Source organism: Corynebacterium sp. FDAARGOS 1242 (assembly GCF_016889985.1).
Lineage (GTDB): Bacteria > Actinomycetota > Actinomycetes > Mycobacteriales > Mycobacteriaceae > Corynebacterium > Corynebacterium minutissimum_B.
In genome coordinates, this window is record NZ_CP069568.1 from 2,126,964 (window position 1) to 2,142,702 (window position 15,739).

Here is a 15,739-nt window from a genome sequence, read left to right on the forward strand (position 1 = left end):
CGCCTCTACCCCACCACGAGAATCTTATGAAGCTTTCTGATATCACCTTCCACGCCACCGCGATCGCGCGGTTTATCCCCTCGCTCTTCCACGCCGGCCTCATCAGCCCCGCCGGTGGGCCCCGCGCTTGGGCTGCGACCCTGCCTGTCTTAGCACGCTACCGGTTCACCACCGCCCGCGAAGTCGAGCAAGCCTATCTGACCTGCCCGGAACGCCTAGCGCTTATCGACGACAACGGGGCCCTCACCTACCGCCAGCTTCGCGAGCACTCCCAGACCTTCGCGCGCTGGCTGCTCTCGCACAACCTCGACGAGATCCGCCTGGGCGTCATGGCCCGCAACGGCCGCGGCATCATCACCCCGCTGGCAGCCAAAGGCTATGCAGGCGCGCACATCTTCTTGCTCAACGTGGGTTCCTCCCCGGAGCAGCTGGCCGGCTGCATCGAAGAGAATCGCATCAACGTGCTCGTCATCGATGATGAGTTCATTGACCGCCTCTACCCCGCTGGTGATCTCCCCGAAGGCCTGTCCGTCGTCATCGGCCATGAATCCGGCGAAGATCGTCCGGCAATGCTGGATTCGGCCCCTACGCTGCGCCAGATTGTGATGCGCCCGCGGGACGTCGAGAAGCACAAGCTTCCCGCCTGGCCCCAGCACGGACATATCGTGCTCATGTCCTCCGGCACCACCGGAATTCCCAAGGGCATCATGCGCCCAGAGCCCACAATGCCGGTGGTTGTGGCCTCCATCGTGGGCTCGGTGCCGTGGCGCGCGAACCAGAAGGTGCAGATGACCGCCTCTATTTTCCACACGTGGGGCTGGGCCTGCATCAACATTGCGCTAGGTCTGCGCAACACCATCGTGACGCGGCGCGTCTTTGACCCGGCGGCCGCACTCGATGACATCCAGCGCTACCAGCTCGATGGCCTGCTGTCCTCCCCCGTTTTCTTCCGCCAAATGGTTGAGGCGGACCCGGATTCCAGCTTCGATACCTCGAGCCTGCAGTTCATCGCCTCAGCCGGTCATGCTCTGACCCCGGAAATTGTCAAGGAAACCCACGAGCGCTTCGGCCCGATTCTGTGCAATGTCTATGGTTCGACGGAGCTCGCGCTGGCATCGACGGCCAGCATGGAGGAGGTGGCCAAGGACCCCACCATTGGCGGCAAGATTGCCTCCGGCACGAAACTGCGCATCCTCGATGAGGACGGCAACGAGGTTCCTCGCGGTGAGGTCGGCGAGATTTACCTGACCAATTCCACCGCACTTATCGGCTACACCAACCCGAAGATTCCGCTCAACAAGGTCGATGGCCTCATTTCCATCGGTGACCTGGGCTATATCGACCCCGAGGGCTACCTGCATGTGGTGGGCCGCGCCGATGACATGATCATCGTGGGCGGTGAGAACGTCCACCCACAGTCGGTGACCGAGGTGCTGGAGGCCATGCCGGGCATCGCGGAAGTGCATGCCGGCGGCGTAGAAGATGAGACCACCTTCCAGCGCATCGCCGTGTGGGCCGTGACGACCCGCGATGCGTTGGGCAACGCCGTGACTGCCGACGCCATCCGCACCTGGGTCCGCGACAACCTCGCCGACCACTCCGTGCCGCGCGACGTCCACTTCCTAGACAAGCTGCCGCGCAACGCCACGGGCAAGGTGGTGCCGCGCCTGCTAAGGAGCACCGACTAGCCCACACCTATTCCTCTCAAGACATAGAACCCTCCGAGCCAAAACTGCCCGAGTTGCCAAAACCTTCGCTCCTCAGCGCATGGAACACCGCTGGTTTTGGCAACTAGGGCAGTTTTATGTCTGGGTTAAGCCGAATCAGGTTAGCTGCTGCGCTTGACGGTTGCTGCGACCTTGCCTGGCTGGGTATGGCCCTCGCGAGCAATGTCGATGCCGGCGACCTGCTTGGCCGTCGGGCACACTACCGGGGTGATGAGGTTGACGCCGCGCTCGCGTAGCTTCTGCGCCTCCACCGCGATGATCGGCGTGCCGGCGGTGACGGTATCGCCCTTCTTGACCAGGGCGGTGAAACCTTCGCCCTTGAGCTCCACGGTGTCGATGCCGATGTGAATGAGCAGGTCCAGCCCATCCGCGGTCTTCATGCCGAAGGCGTGGCGCGTCTTGAAGACCATTGTGATGGTGCCGTCTACCGGGGCGCAGACGTCGAAGGCATCGACGGCATCCGGCATCACCGCGAAACCGTCACCGACCATGCCTTGAGCAAAGGACGCATCCGGGACCTGGGAGAGCTCGACGACGTCTCCGGCGAACGGGGCACGCACGTCAATACTTTCAGCCTCGACGTGGGAATTGCTAGAAGAAGCGCTGCTGTTGCTGGCGCCCTCGGCGCTGGCAGGCACGCTGGCTCCAGTACCCACGGCACTCTTAGCGCCAGCAGTGGCCAAAGCCGGGGAGCCGTGGCGCAGCTGGTGGCTGACCTCGTCATACATGAACTGGACTGCCGGTCCGACGATGACCTGGACATTCTTCGCGGAGGGGTGGATGACGCCGGAGACGGCGGCGCGTTTGATCACGGAGTCGTCGACAAGCGCACGCTCCTTCACGCCAACGCGCAGGCGCGTGGTGCAGTAGTCCAGGGAATCAATGTTGTCCTTGCCGCCCAGGCCCTCGATGATGTGGGCAGCATCGCGAGCGGTCTTGTCATCGCCGCTGACAGAATCCTCCGTGGACTCTGCTGCGGCATCGTCCTCACCGCGGCCCGGGGTCTTGAGGTTGAGCCAGCCGATGAGGAAGTAGAAGATGACAAAGTACAGGGCAAAGAAAGCGATGCCCATCACCAACAGCATGTACCACTTGTTCGCCAGCGGGTTCTGCGAGGAAAGCAGCATATCCACAAAGCCCGCGGAGAAACCGAAGCCGGCGGTCCACTCCATGGCCGCAGCAATGAAGACCGAGAGGCCCATGAGCAGCGCGTGCACCACGTAGAGCAGCGGGGCGACGAACATGAAGGAGAACTCCAGCGGCTCGGTCACGCCGGTGAAGAAGGAGGCCAGAGCACCAGCGGCCATGAGCGAGCCGACGACCTTGCGCTTGCTCTTATCCGCGCGCAGATACATGGCAAGCGCCGCACCCGGCAAACCGAACATCATGACGGGGAAGAATCCAGCCTGGTAGCGGCCCACAACGCCTTCGACCGTGCACTGGCCGTTAGCCCAAATACCCGGGCAGTCAGCGGCGGAGGTGGCAGCGGCTGCTGCCTCGATGGTCTTCTGGCCGCTCTGGAAATTACCAATGTCATTGATACCGATGACATCAAACCAAAAGACGGAGTTTAGAGCGTGGTGCAGGCCGGTCGGGATGAGCAGGCGGTTGGCCACGCCGTAGATACCAGCGCCCGCCGCACCAAGGCCCTGGATGGAGGCACCAAAGTTGAATAGCGCGTGGTAAATGAACGGCCACACGAAGTAGAGGATGCCGGAGACCACGATGGCGAAGATCGCGGTCAGAATCGGCACGAGGCGCCGTCCAGAGAAGAACGCGAGGAAGTCCGGCAGCTTGGTGCCGTGGAAGCGGTTATATACCCAGGCCGCCATGATGCCGGCAAGGATGCCGAAGAGGACGTTGCCGCCACCCACGGCGTTCCAGCCTTCCGAGGCCCACTGCAGGGCCTCATCACCAGTCAGCGCCGTGGGGTCTTCAATGCCGCGGTAGCCGGCCACGGCGTCGGGGCCCAGCAGTTTCATGAAGGTAGCAAAGGCCAGGAAACCAGAGAGCGCGGCGGCACCGTTGGAATCTTTAGCCAGACCGAAGGAAATGGCGATGGCGAAGATCCAGCCCAGGTTTGCCAGCACTGCGTCACCGGAGCTAATGAGCAGCTGGGCGGCGAGATTATCCGCACCAGCGGCGCTGGAGATCCAGTAGCCGACACCACTGAGAATTGCCGCGACGGGCAGCACCGCCACGGCACCCATGAGGGCTTTTCCGAGCCGCTGCAGCGGCCCCATCACATTGAATTTCATAAGGGAGAGTCCTTTCTGAAAGGGAGAAGTATGAAATTAGAAAGAGAGTCTGGCTGAAGTTTTCCTACAGACGGTTCTGGTCCGCGTAGAGGTAGTACTCGCGGTCCTCCAGGAGGGAGGCAGCGGCTTCATCAACGATGACGGTCGCGCGCGGGTGCAGCTGCAGTACCGAGCCAGGGCAGTGCGCTGAAAGTGGGCCCTCGACCATCGCGTGCACGGCCTTGGCTTTATTGCTGCCGGTGGCGATGAGGAGCAGGTGGCGGGCCTCGCTAATTGTGCCGAGGCCCTGCGTCAGCGCGTGGCGCGGAACGTCTTCCTCGTTGTCGAAGAAGCGGGAGTTATCTTTCACGGTCTGCGGGTGCAGCGCCACCACGTGGGTGCGGGACGTCAGGGAGCTCGACGGCTCGTTGAAACCGATGTGGCCATTAGCACCAATGCCGAGCAACTGGACATCGACGCCTCCGGCATTCCGGATGGACTGGTCATAGGCGGCCGTCGCCGCCACGGGGTCGGTGGCGTTGCCTTCTGGGCTTTTCACCAGGGCGTCGTCAAAGTCGACGTGGCTGGTGAAGTCACGGCGGATGGTGGCGTAGTAGGACTGCTCATGCTCGGGGGCGAGGCCTAAGTATTCGTCGAGAAGAAAAGCGCGGCTGCCTGCGAAGCTGACCTCGCCGCGCTCGTGGCGGGCAATGAGCTCCTTGTACGTGGCCACCGGGGTGGACCCCGTGGCCAGGCCCAGGGTGGCGGAATTGTTGGCGTAGCTTGCGAGGATATCGGCAGCCGCTACGGCGACCTCGGCTGGGGTGGAGCGGATAAGGATGTCCATGATCTGCCTTCCTGATGTGAGCGAGAGTGTTGTTTTAAGAGTTTATAAATTCGGTACCACCGACAATGACTCGTACCGGTTCCAGCTGGGCATTAAGGCCCACCAGGTTGGCGCGTGCACCAACCGCGATGCGGCCGAGTTCCTTGCACCCCAACACATCGGCGGCCGTGGTGGAGGTAAAGCGCACTGCCTCGCCCAGACCATGTCGCGCGGCAAAGCTGGCGAATTGCTGGGCCAAGGTGGACGTACCACCCGCGATAGCGCCGCTGGGCACGCGCGCTACTCCCCCGCTCACCGTGACGGGAAGGGAGCCCAATTCATAGTCACCGTCAGCCATTCCAGCGGCCGCCATGGCATCAGTGATGGCGAAGGCGCGGTGGCTGTGAGCCATGTCCACGGCGCCGTCAACAAGATGCACGCCATCGGCGATGAGCTCGACGGCCACATCCCCCGCCTTCGCTGCGGTGAGCAAAGCCGCGACCGGGCCCGGCGCGCGGTGGTGGATAGGTGGCATGGCGTTGAAGAGGTGCGTGCCGGTCACGGTGACGCCGAGCTCCTTGGCCTTAGCGATAACCTTCAGCGTGGTGTCATAATCGGCCTCGGTATGGCCCAAGCTGGCGATGATGCCCTGCTCCGCGCAGACTTCGAGCAGCTTGTCAGCGTTTTCCGTTTCCGGCGCAAAGGTAATCGAACGCAGGTGGCCGCGGGCCGCGGCGATGACTGCACGGAAGAAGTCCGGGTCACCTGGCACGATGCGCGAAGGGTCTTGTGCACCGCACTTGGCCGCGGCGATGAAAGGGCCCTCCATGTGGATGCCGGCGATTTCGTCTTCTTCAGCCAGCTGAGCCAAAAGCTCGGCCCGGGCACACAGCTCTTCTTGGGTACCGGAAACCAAGCTGGCCAGCAACGTCGTGGTGCCGTGCGCGCGGTGGAAACGGGCGGCGGCCAGGCACTGCTCATAGGCACCATTGGGGAATCCCCCGCCGTTGCCGCCGTGGTTGTGCAGGTCCACGAAACCGGGTACCCACAGCAACACATCTGGGTCCCCGGCGCGCCAGGCGGCCTCGGCTGCGGGGACGTCGCCAAGCTTTATGCCCTCAATACTCTCCTCGAACGTGACGGCCCCGGCGCGCAGCTCGAAGTTCTCATCGATGTAGAGGCCTTCCACGTGGCCTTGAATCTTAGTTGCCTCTGCCTGCATGACTCATTCGATTCTGCTTGTACAGGCTGGCGTGGCGCAGCCCGGTTGATAATTCATTTGAAATTTATCAGGGCTGTCGATTTTTGTGAATGTTTCGGGTGCACCGCATGGGGTGCTGCGAGTTACCAACCGCGGGTATCTACTCGGTCCCAGAGCTCGTTGTTCGCCAACTCACCAGCGTCCGTCGGTGAAGCGCCAACGAATACATCTCGTGCATCAGAATCATCAGTGAGGATGTAGCGGAACCACGCGGTGGCATAACCATTCCCGAACTCAAGGACGTCCTTGTGGTCCGCGCCCAGCCGCCGTGCACCGATCACCGGCCCACCGGCGGCGTCAAAGTTCTCCTGTAGGTCTGACCACGGGCTGACAAGCCAGCGGTCCGAGCGGCCATCACTCGTCATCAAGAACAGCGGCGCCTTGACGTCCGCGGTGGTGTAGTCCCAGTCATTGGACTGTGCCACCTTGTGGGACGCCGGGCTCGCCGCATACACAGCTGCTACCTCCACTTGTGCCGCAGCGTTAATCGCACCAGCACCACCTTGTGAGTGTCCGAAAATACCGACCCGCGATCGGTCCACACGGGATTCCAGTTCCGGCAAGCGCTCAATTAAGTGCACGACATTCTCCCCGGTTCCGGTTTGGGGAGTCTCATCGCCGACAACCACGAAGCCCCAACTAGCCAGATGCTCCGCCACGGGTAGGTAGCTGCTCAATGGCGTGTTCGTGCCGTTAGCCATGACCACCGCTGGAAACGGTCCCGCACCCGTTGGTGCTGCAACGGTTACGTCGCCGTCGCGCCGCACGTCGACCTCGTGCGGCCCCTCGCCCGCAAACGATGCTTCCAGCGGGCCACCTGTCTCAGCGCTATAGCCGGCAGCCACGCCGTCATCACCGGTCACGCTATCTGCGTCTACCCACTGCATGAATCCCACAAACCCGACAAACGCCACGACAATCACGGCTACTACAGCAATTATGCCAATCACAAACTTTTTCATGCTCTACATTTTGAAGTTCACAAGAGCGAAAGACACTAGCGCTAGCGCTACTTTTTCCTGTACACAGAGCATGACCTGCCTCCATTTGAAGCGGGGGCATACAGGTCTAGAGGTGTAAAAAAGTGACGCCACAAATCTTCAGAAAGATCGCTTCTTTCCCCACTCCCTTGTAATGTGTTGTGCACATCACTATTCTATCTAATGTCATAACTATCACACCCAGGAGTAATCATGTTCATATTTGAAACACTTCCAGAAATAGTAACAGTAGGAGGTTCGACTCCATCCAGAGTTCAAGGCCGAGAAGCGGTTGCTGAAAGCAAAGTTTCAATCCGACTCTCTGACACAGAATCCTTGGACAAGTGCCTTTATCAGCTCGAGGTGTCCGACGCCCGCCTGGCAGAAAGAGGTCCAAAAGTCCCAGGACCATACGATTGGCAGTTCGTCATCAAGGAAGTCCTCGAAGATGGAAGCGCGGTTGTCCACTTCGGAGTCGCTTGGTACGACATGGGATTTTTCAAAGAAAAGAAAAGCGTATTTCAGGACGCTCGACATTCGAATATGTTCAGCTCAATGGGAGTGCACCAAGACGATATTTCAATTGAGCATTGGATAAAGTCAGCCTAAATGCATCCTCCAAGAAATAGTGGTGGCAAAGGGTTTTTATCTATCTACACCCTGACCACCACATATTTTTTATTGTCAGTGTGCGGGTCAATGACCAGCCTCTCGATTTCACTCCACTTCGCCGAACTCAACAAAGGCGAACTGTTGGTGGCAAGCATCTTCATCTCGGGTACTTGCGCTCAAGTTTTTGCAGTCCCCTTTCTGACTCCGCTCTTCAACACATTCAACAGCTATCACATTGCGCTTGCTGCGCTTTTCTTGGATCTTCTGGGCTTGTTATCAATGGCGGCCTATCCAGAGCCTTCGATCCTCATTCTTGGAAACCTCGTCACCGCATGCTTAAGCGGCCTGTCAATTCCATCCATTTTCACCATCGCTGATTCTCAGGTCGGCGAAGGTCAGCAGGCGAAAGCCTTCTCCCTCTTAGATACAGCCCGACTTGGCGGCGGATTCCTTGGACCGCCTCTAGGTGGATTACTACTGGACCAAAGAAACCTGCAGACAGCGCTCTTCGTTGAAGCCTGCGCCGTTGGGGTCTCGCTGCTTGCTTTTTATTTCCTTTATAAATCCTCGCCCCAGAAATCATTGCGGCATCCTGAAACCAAAGACTCTTCACCGAGTTTTCTCCAGAAGGTCCTCGAAGCACCTTCCCTTTTGTTGAAGAATAGAAGCGCTCGGTCCGCGTTAACCAGCATTTGGGGAGCAATTATCTGCACCTCGATTTTCAACGTTTCGCTTGTCTTCTATGCGACACAGACCCTCCACGTCAGCGGTACGTTATATGCCATCATTGCCCAAGCATTTATCGTGGGCCGCATTTTTGGAGCACGGCTTTCAGCTCGCCTTCACTCACAGAACGCCGAGAAGGTCCTGACCGGGGCAGGATTCGCTATGGGGTGTTTCATAGCTTTACCTGGACTATTCCCCTCATTATGGCTCTGCATCCCATGCTTCCTCCTGGGCGGAGTCTGCAATGCCGCTCAGGTAGCCGCACTACGAATAGTCGTTGTCGGATCCGTACCTGATGAAGTGAAACCCAAAGCCCTTTCTACGATGGGTTCAATTAACAGCTCCGCAATGCTTATTGGATACATCATCGGGGCACCTGTTGTAAGTGCCATTGGCCCAGCTGCGGCCCTTGTCGTATCAGGGTTTGGCACCTCTATCCTCACTACGGGCCCAACACTGAAGACCACCATGTACGGTGACTCCGGTAACCAAGGCAACGACGGCAAATAGCAATTAATTTTGTAGTAAATCTACTTCGCCAGTTATCTGGAGATATAGCCAAATGTCACCATGGCAAACGGCACGCTACGGACCGAAACTATCCCCTATCCCGTAACGGTAGAGTTGGCGCCATTTAGCCCACCTGTCCCCCACAACTCATACGGAGCTTTCCTCATGGCCCGCTTTTCTGCACGCCAGCTCAAGCGCTTCATGGGATTCTGGCCGCCCTTCTTGGGCGCTGGCATCAAGATCCAAGAATTTGCTGATGACGGCACTCGCGTCGTTGTCAGCCACAGGCCAAACATGCTGACCAAGAACGCCATGGGTGTTGCCTTCGGTGGCACGCTCTCCGCCATGACGGACCCGTTCTTCATGCTTGCGTCCATGCATCGACTGGGCAAGGAGTACCGCATCTGGGATGCCGCTGGTGAGATTAAGTACCTGAAACCCGGCCGCGGCACGGTCACCGCCGATATGCGTATCCCCGAGGAGACTTACGCGCTCATCGAAGAAAAGACGGCCAACGGTGAGAAGTATTTGCATTGGTTCGACGTGGACATCATCGATGAGGAAGGCGATGTCGTCGCTCATGTGCGCCGCCAAGTCTATTACCGGCGCAAGCAGAAACAAGCTGCACTTGGCCACAGACGCTGGCTAGTGACGCTTGGACTACTGAGGGTGCTTCCCGAAATTCTTGTGCTGTGTTTATCTAGTGCTTTGAAGCCATTTTGAGCCCTTTGACTCCGCGAGGTAAAACCAACTGGTCCACCTCAACCGTGCGCTCCATCTTGACCAATGAGAAATATAAAGGCGACGCCCTGCTCCAGAAAACGTTCACCGCTGACTTCCTAACCAAACGAATCGAAGTAAACGAGGGCGAAGTCCCGCAATACTACGTCACCGGAAACCACGAGCCGATTATTGATGCGCCCGTCTGGGATCAGGTTCAATACGAGTTGGCCACCCGCCACGCAACCAACAGCTCCAAAATCGGCCTATTTGCCAGCCGACTCAAATGCGCAGATTGCGGATCCTGGTACGGACGCAAAACCTGGGCATCCAACACTAAATACAAGCACACGATCTGGCGGTGCAACCAAAAATACGACCATCCCCGTCCCTGCCAGACCGCTACCTTGCGTGATGAGCAAATCCAGACCGCGTTCCTCGCCGCGCTAAACCAGCTGGCTGAACAATATCGCGGACAAAGCCACCTACCACAGGTCATCGACGCCATGTTTAATACAGACCAGCTCGAAGCGGAGTCCAAGCGCCTAGACGAGAAAATCCGCGCTCTTGCCAGCGAGATTGAATCATTGGTTGCAGAAAATCAGCGGGTAGCGCAAGACCAGGACCAATACCTCGCCCGCTACACCCAGCTAGAAGCGCGATACCAGAAAACCCTGGGCCGCAAACAAGCCATCGAGGCCGAGATTGCTGCCAAGAGTGCCAAGGCCACTGCGATCAAAACCGCCTACACCCAGTTGGCCGACAAGCCCATCCAGCATTTTCAACCATCCCAGTGGACAGCGCTTATCGACCATGCCGTTATCGGAGCCAACGAGATCCAGTTCGTCTTCAGAATCGGCACTGAAATCACCGTGCCTATTGCTAGCAGGCTGCCAGTTTCTTCCACTTCCTGATTTTGGTGCGAAACGTCGTAAATGGCGCGACGGTGTTGATATGCACCCATTTCCACACCGGCCACGCCGACGGGGTGGAAGAAGCCCACGCACGCTGACCCGAACTAAACAATTCTGATTCGGTTAGACCGCCCACCATTTTGACTATCTCACCAAGCAGGATCTTGAACCTGTCGATCAAATCCTCAGTAGATACCTGCTCCCAGCGTTGGTAGAACGATTCATACAATCCGCCCAGTTGATTCCACTTAAAACCAGGTGCCGGAGTCACCACGTCAAGACCGGCTTGTTCGTCACGTTCCCAGCCGAGCAGTAATTCCATCCAGCCAAGCTGGTAGGCGATCATCTGCCGGGGCGTGCGGTCAACACCGTCAACCAGCCGGTCCCAACCATCGCCAGGAACGCCTACGAACTCGCCGATAAAAAGTTCGCCACGCTTAGTAATCTCTGCGGCTAGTTCATCGCCGGACGCATACGATCTCACCACACACCTCCTCGTGAAACGGCCTTAGGTTTAACGCTTCGTTAGCGCGTTAAACCCTGAATACGCATTTTACTAGGGCAAACAAGATACCCGCTAACGCAAAACCCAAACCCGCTAACGCAAGCGATTTTTCACACCCCCCCCTAAGCGATACTCGCTAACGCAAAAGGGTACTTATCAAATCCGACGTCTAAGTGGAGCCGCCTGCGAGAATCGAACTCGCGACCTTCTCATTACGAGTGAGATGCTCTACCGACTGAGCTAAGGCGGCACGATGCAGTGTGTATATGCACCGCCTGAGAGTTTAGCCTAGGCCTGGGCTGATAAAGAAATCGGGCTATCACCTGTAGTGTGCACGCAGCACACGTGCTGGTTAGCGCGCGCCACAGGCCAGGCGCAGGCGGCCCACCATGCCGTCGAAAGCCACTTGCGGCGTGACGTTCTGCGGCAGCTGCTCGCGGCAGGTGCGGATAGCGGACTGGGCGGCCAGCAGGCCGTCTTCGCTCACGCGTTGAGCAAGTTCACCGGCTAGGCCCGCGAAGTCCGGGTGGGTCATCTCCACTTCAGCGCCAACTTTGAGCATGAGCGCATCGCGGTAAATGCCGGCGAGATCCACGAGGGCGATGTCGAGGCCGTCAGCAATGCGGCGCTTAGCGCGCTTCTTGTGGAGATCCTCCAGGTCCTTCAGGGCACTGCGGGCGTCGCGCTGTGCCTTGGCCGCGCCTTTACCTTTGGCACCAACGCCGAAGGATTGCTCAATCTTGGAGCGCTCCGCCTCCTCTGCCTCCGCGTGGGAGTCCTTAGCGTCCTTCTCAATGAATTTCAGCAACGCGGTGACAGACTGGAAGGCCTGGGAGCCGTGGAAGACGTCCTCAGCCAGGTTGATGGCCATGGCACGGCGCTTTTGTGCGGCCGGGTCTTTGACGAGGTGTCGCGCACGCCCCACGTGGCGCAGGGTGGTCACGGCGGCTAGGCGCGCGTCATCCTCGCTGGCGCCTTCGGCAACGAGCTGCTTAACGACGCCCTCCACACTCGGCGCCGGGATATAAAGGTGCCGGCAGCGGGAGCGCAGAGTGACCGAGAAGTCCTCCGGGTCCTCTGAGGGTGCCACCATAATGATGACGGTGCGCTCTGGGGGCTCCTCCACGGTCTTCAGCAGAGCGTTGGCGGCCTCGTTGCGGAGGCGATCTGCCTTGTTGAAGATGACCACGCGCCAGGGAGCGACACTCGGCAGGCTGGCCGCGCGCCCGATGACATCACGGGCCTCGCCCACGGTAATGAACTGTTCCTTTGGGTCCACGTAGACCAAGTCGGTGTGCTCGTGATTCTCCAGGACGCTCTGGCAGGACGGGCAGCGCCCGCAGCCCGGGTCACCGTTCTCATCAGCAGAGGTACACATGAGGGCGGCCGCGAAGCACTGCGCGGCCAGCGAGCGCCCGGCACCGGGAGGGCCTGTAAACAGCCAGGAATGGCTCATCGCGCGCGGGTCGCCCTCGCCCCGCGCCGCGCGGGCAGCGCTGAGGATGGTGTGGGCGACGGAGGGGGCGTCGGCAAGCCTTGTAGCAACGCTGGAGGTGTTCACTCGCTCAAGCCTACTGGGATAACTAAAGTGTGTAACCATGAACAGACTGATGCGTGGCGCCCGCTGGTTGTGGGGCACCCAATGGCCGATGTACGCCGCGCTCGTCTTGGGCGCCAACATCATCGGCGCCATCGCGATTATGACCTTTGTGGTCTTCTTCCTCCCCATGCCGGAGATTTCGGAGTTCATCTCCGATACCCCGCACCTGTGGACCTACGGTTCACTCTTTGTCATCTTCGCCGTCATCATTGGCATTGCGGTAACGCTGCGCATCTTCCGGCCGGTACTGGATTGGCAACGCAACCCGACGGCCCACGACCCCAACATGGTGCGCAACCTGGTGCTGCGCATCCCCATTTACCAGGCTGGTGTGGCCGCCATGGTGTGGTTCCTCGGCATCATCCTGGCGGTGGTGCTTGCTGGCCAGCAATCAGCGCGTCTGGGAATCGTGGTAGGAGTGTCCTCCACGCTGGCCGGTGCGCTCGTGGTGTTGCTTACCTATCTGCAGGCAGAGCGCCTCGTGCGGCCCGTCGCGGCGGAGGCCGTGGCGCGGCGCTTCGAGGATTCGACGTTGGAGCCGCCGATTAAGTACCGCCTGATGTCCACGTGGCTCATGACTTCCGGTATCCCGCTCATCGGCATCATCTTGGTCCACGTCGGCCAGAAGATGGGGATGTTCACTACCGAAACCTCCGATATTATTCCCGCCATCATCGCGCTGAGCATCACCGCGTTAGGTACGGGGCTTATCGGCACCATGTTCGCCATGATGAGCGTGGTGGACCCCATCCTGGAGCTACAGGACGCCATTAACCGCGTGCGCCGCGGTGAGACCGATGTCCAGGTGGATATCTACGATGGTTCCGAGCTCGGCGTGCTGCAGGCTGGTTTTAACGAGATGATGCGTGGGCTGCGCGAGCGCCAGCGCGTGCGCGATATCTTCGGCCGCTACGTCGGCACTGAGGTGGCCCAGCGTGCACTGGAGGAACGCCCGGAACTCGGCGGCGAGGACCGCAAGGTTGCGGTGCTGTTTATCGACGTCATCGGGTCCACCACCTTCGCGGTCAACCACACCCCGGAGGAGGTCGTGGAGGAACTTAACAAGTTCTTCGAGCACGTCGTGGAGGTCGTGCACCGCAACAAGGGCATCATCAACAAATTCCAGGGCGATGCCGCCCTCGCCGTCTTCGGTGCACCACTCACGGTCTATGACGCCAACTCTATGGCGCTACAAGCTGCCCGCGAGCTGCGCCAGGAGCTGCGCGGTCTGCAGCTGCAGGCAGGCATCGGCGTAGCTGCGGGCCACGTGGTGGCCGGCCACATTGGTGGTGCGGACCGCTTTGAGTACACCGTGATTGGTGACGCCGTCAATGAAGCCGCTCGCCTGACTGAACTGGCCAAGGACACCCCAGGCCAGGTGCTCACCAACTCCGCCACGCTGCGCGGAGCTAATGAGGCGGAGCAAGCGCGCTGGACACTCATGAAGTCCATTGAGCTGCGCGGGCGCCGTCGTATGACGCAGCTGGCACGCCCGATTCGCCCGACTCTGGCGGAGCGCGCCCAAGGATAAATAGGCTCTTGTGATTCTGGTAACTTCGAGGCCATGCTCCAACAGCCACACCAGCCCCATCCACCACGCCAGACTTCGAGTCCTCGCCTCCTTGTCCCCGATGTCGCTCGCGGCATGGCCCTGCTGGGCATCGCTCTAGCCAACATCACCACTGGGTGGATCTCCACCAGCGGTGAGGGGCCTGACGCCTACTTTGGCGGTGTCGAGACCCTCGCGGACAAAATCTATGTGGTCTTTGCCGCCATGTTCGTCCACGTGCGTGGCCTGCCGATGTTCTCCACGTTGCTGGGCTTCGGTGTGGGGCTTATCGCGATGAGCTTGTGGCGGCGAGGTTTCCCGCTAGGCCGCGCGCGGACGGTGATTGTGAAGCGCTACGGGTTCTTAGCGCTGTTTGGAGCACTGCACTGTCTTTTCCTGTTTATGGGAGACATCATGATGTTGTACGGAATGATGGGCATTCTCATCGCGCTCGTACTTTCCCTCTCCGATAGAGTCCTCATGATCGTGGCCTATGTGCTCTTCGGGCTCACAGTATTGATCGGTATCGGCATGGGGATTGGTTCCGCGTTCATTGATACCTCGACGGTTGATGTTGGCGCATTCTCCTCCGCACAAAACTACTGGGAGTTGCTGGGCGAACAAGCCTTCATGGTGGTCGCCCAGCTCCTCTCAATGCCCTTCACCGGCTTCATTGTGCTGCCCGTGATGCTCGTCGGCTTCGTATGGGCGCGCCGCGGCACGCTGGCGGGCGGACACCGCCGCGAGCTTTGGATCTGGACGGCGATTACCGCGGCCATCATTCTCTTCATCGGTCTGCCGTGGGGCTTGGCCGCCAGCGGATTCATTGATCCGGCACTGGCGGAGCCTCTCAACGCAGCAAATAGCTTCATCGGTATGCTCACTGGGCCGGGCATCGTGGCGGCGGCGACACTTGCCTTGGAACCCCTGCAGCGTCGTGGTGCGCGCCCATGGTTCCTATGGCCGTTGATTGCGCTGGGTAAGCGTTCCATGACCGGCTATGTACTGCAGTCCGTGTTCTTCTTGGCGCTGGTCTACCCCTTCACGCTCGACATTGGACCCGAGTTCAGCGCCGCGGGTCAGGCAGCGCTGGCCGCCGTCGTGTGGCTAGCAACGCTTCTCATCGCCTGCGCGCTTGAGGCCGCAGGCAAGCCTGGTCCTTTCGAGTGGGTCCACCGCCGCTTGTCTTATGGCAAGACGATGCGCCCGGAGTTGGGGGCTGTGTCTAACCCTGTGCCTTCCGCGCCAGGCCATCCACCAGCAGCACCAGGCCTACCGTCTGGGCCGCCGACTGGCCCACAGCCAGGAGCTTTCCCACAGTCTTTCCCGCAACAGGGAGCTGCACCGCACGCGTTCGGGCCACCGTCGCAGCCTCAGAGGCCAGAAGAAGATTGGCGCCGTGGCTAATCCCCTGCGCAGATTCGGCAGCACGCAAGGCTGGGTCACCGGCTAGCGCGGAAAGCGCAGCCGTCGGGATTCCAGCGACAGCCGTAGCGAGGCGCTCGCTGCGAGTACGAGGTAGCGCGATGCCAGCCGCCCACGCGCCAGCGCGCAGAGCCCAACCCGTCGCAT

General features: G+C 59.9%; 13 protein-coding genes and 1 tRNA gene. 7 read left to right on the plus strand and 7 right to left on the minus strand.

Going from position 1 to position 15,739, the window contains the following annotated elements:
- The first annotated feature begins 26 nt into the window (after window positions 1-26).
- The gene (locus I6J72_RS10170) at window positions 27-1,688 is read left to right on the plus strand and encodes an AMP-binding protein (RefSeq protein ID WP_204099098.1); all 1,662 of its coding nucleotides are present in this window, start codon (window positions 27-29) and stop codon (window positions 1,686-1,688) included.
- A 140-nt stretch (window positions 1,689-1,828) separates the two neighbouring features.
- Here I6J72_RS10170 and nagE read toward each other — a convergent pair whose 3' ends face one another.
- From nagE to I6J72_RS10190, 4 genes are all read right to left on the minus strand, one after another.
- Window positions 1,829-3,985, minus strand: a complete 2,157-nt coding sequence (gene nagE, locus I6J72_RS10175) for an N-acetylglucosamine-specific PTS transporter subunit IIBC (protein ID WP_204099099.1) — start codon at window positions 3,983-3,985, stop codon at window positions 1,829-1,831.
- Window positions 3,986-4,049: 64 nt separating this feature from the next.
- Window positions 4,050-4,811: a glucosamine-6-phosphate deaminase gene (nagB, locus tag I6J72_RS10180; protein ID WP_070669680.1), complete on the minus strand. Its 762-nt coding sequence runs from the start codon at window positions 4,809-4,811 to the stop codon at window positions 4,050-4,052.
- Between the two features lie 34 nt (window positions 4,812-4,845).
- Window positions 4,846-6,012, minus strand: coding sequence for an N-acetylglucosamine-6-phosphate deacetylase (locus tag I6J72_RS10185; RefSeq protein WP_204099100.1), 1,167 nt, complete (start codon window positions 6,010-6,012; stop codon window positions 4,846-4,848).
- Between the two features lie 122 nt (window positions 6,013-6,134).
- Complete coding sequence (locus tag I6J72_RS10190) at window positions 6,135-7,013, minus strand: hypothetical protein (protein ID WP_204099101.1); 879 nt, start codon at window positions 7,011-7,013, stop codon at window positions 6,135-6,137.
- A 231-nt stretch (window positions 7,014-7,244) separates the two neighbouring features.
- Between I6J72_RS10190 and I6J72_RS10195 the strand changes: the two genes are divergently transcribed.
- The 4 genes from I6J72_RS10195 (at window position 7,245) to I6J72_RS10210 (ending at window position 10,513) form a co-directional block, all read left to right on the plus strand.
- Window positions 7,245-7,640, plus strand: coding sequence for a hypothetical protein (locus tag I6J72_RS10195; protein WP_070537291.1), 396 nt, complete (start codon window positions 7,245-7,247; stop codon window positions 7,638-7,640).
- Window positions 7,641-8,879, plus strand: a complete 1,239-nt coding sequence (locus I6J72_RS10200; protein ID WP_070511267.1) for an MFS transporter — start codon at window positions 7,641-7,643, stop codon at window positions 8,877-8,879.
- 165 nt (window positions 8,880-9,044) lie between these two features.
- Entirely contained in the window at window positions 9,045-9,602 is a 558-nt protein-coding gene (locus tag I6J72_RS10205; protein ID WP_232751635.1) for a DUF4442 domain-containing protein, read from the plus strand.
- Between the two features lie 5 nt (window positions 9,603-9,607).
- Entirely contained in the window at window positions 9,608-10,513 is a 906-nt protein-coding gene (locus I6J72_RS10210) for a recombinase family protein (RefSeq protein WP_255562225.1), read from the plus strand.
- Here the strand turns inward: I6J72_RS10210 and I6J72_RS10215 are convergent.
- From I6J72_RS10215 to I6J72_RS10225, 3 genes are all read right to left on the minus strand, one after another.
- The gene (locus I6J72_RS10215) at window positions 10,482-10,997 is read right to left on the minus strand and encodes a ClbS/DfsB family four-helix bundle protein (RefSeq protein ID WP_034969882.1); all 516 of its coding nucleotides are present in this window, start codon (window positions 10,995-10,997) and stop codon (window positions 10,482-10,484) included. The genes I6J72_RS10210 and I6J72_RS10215 overlap by 32 nt on opposite strands.
- Before the next feature lie 195 nt (window positions 10,998-11,192).
- A tRNA-Thr gene (locus I6J72_RS10220) sits at window positions 11,193-11,268 on the minus strand.
- A 102-nt stretch (window positions 11,269-11,370) separates the two neighbouring features.
- Complete coding sequence (locus I6J72_RS10225) at window positions 11,371-12,618, minus strand: DNA polymerase III subunit delta' (protein ID WP_083311809.1); 1,248 nt, start codon at window positions 12,616-12,618, stop codon at window positions 11,371-11,373.
- Between I6J72_RS10225 and I6J72_RS10230 the strand changes: the two genes are divergently transcribed.
- Window positions 12,617-14,149: an adenylate/guanylate cyclase domain-containing protein gene (locus tag I6J72_RS10230; protein WP_204099102.1), complete on the plus strand. Its 1,533-nt coding sequence runs from the start codon at window positions 12,617-12,619 to the stop codon at window positions 14,147-14,149. The two genes, I6J72_RS10225 and I6J72_RS10230, sit on opposite strands and share 2 nt — an antisense overlap.
- Before the next feature lie 33 nt (window positions 14,150-14,182).
- Complete coding sequence (locus I6J72_RS10235) at window positions 14,183-15,574, plus strand: DUF418 domain-containing protein (RefSeq protein ID WP_204099103.1); 1,392 nt, start codon at window positions 14,183-14,185, stop codon at window positions 15,572-15,574.
- The last annotated feature ends 165 nt before the right edge of the window (window positions 15,575-15,739 follow it).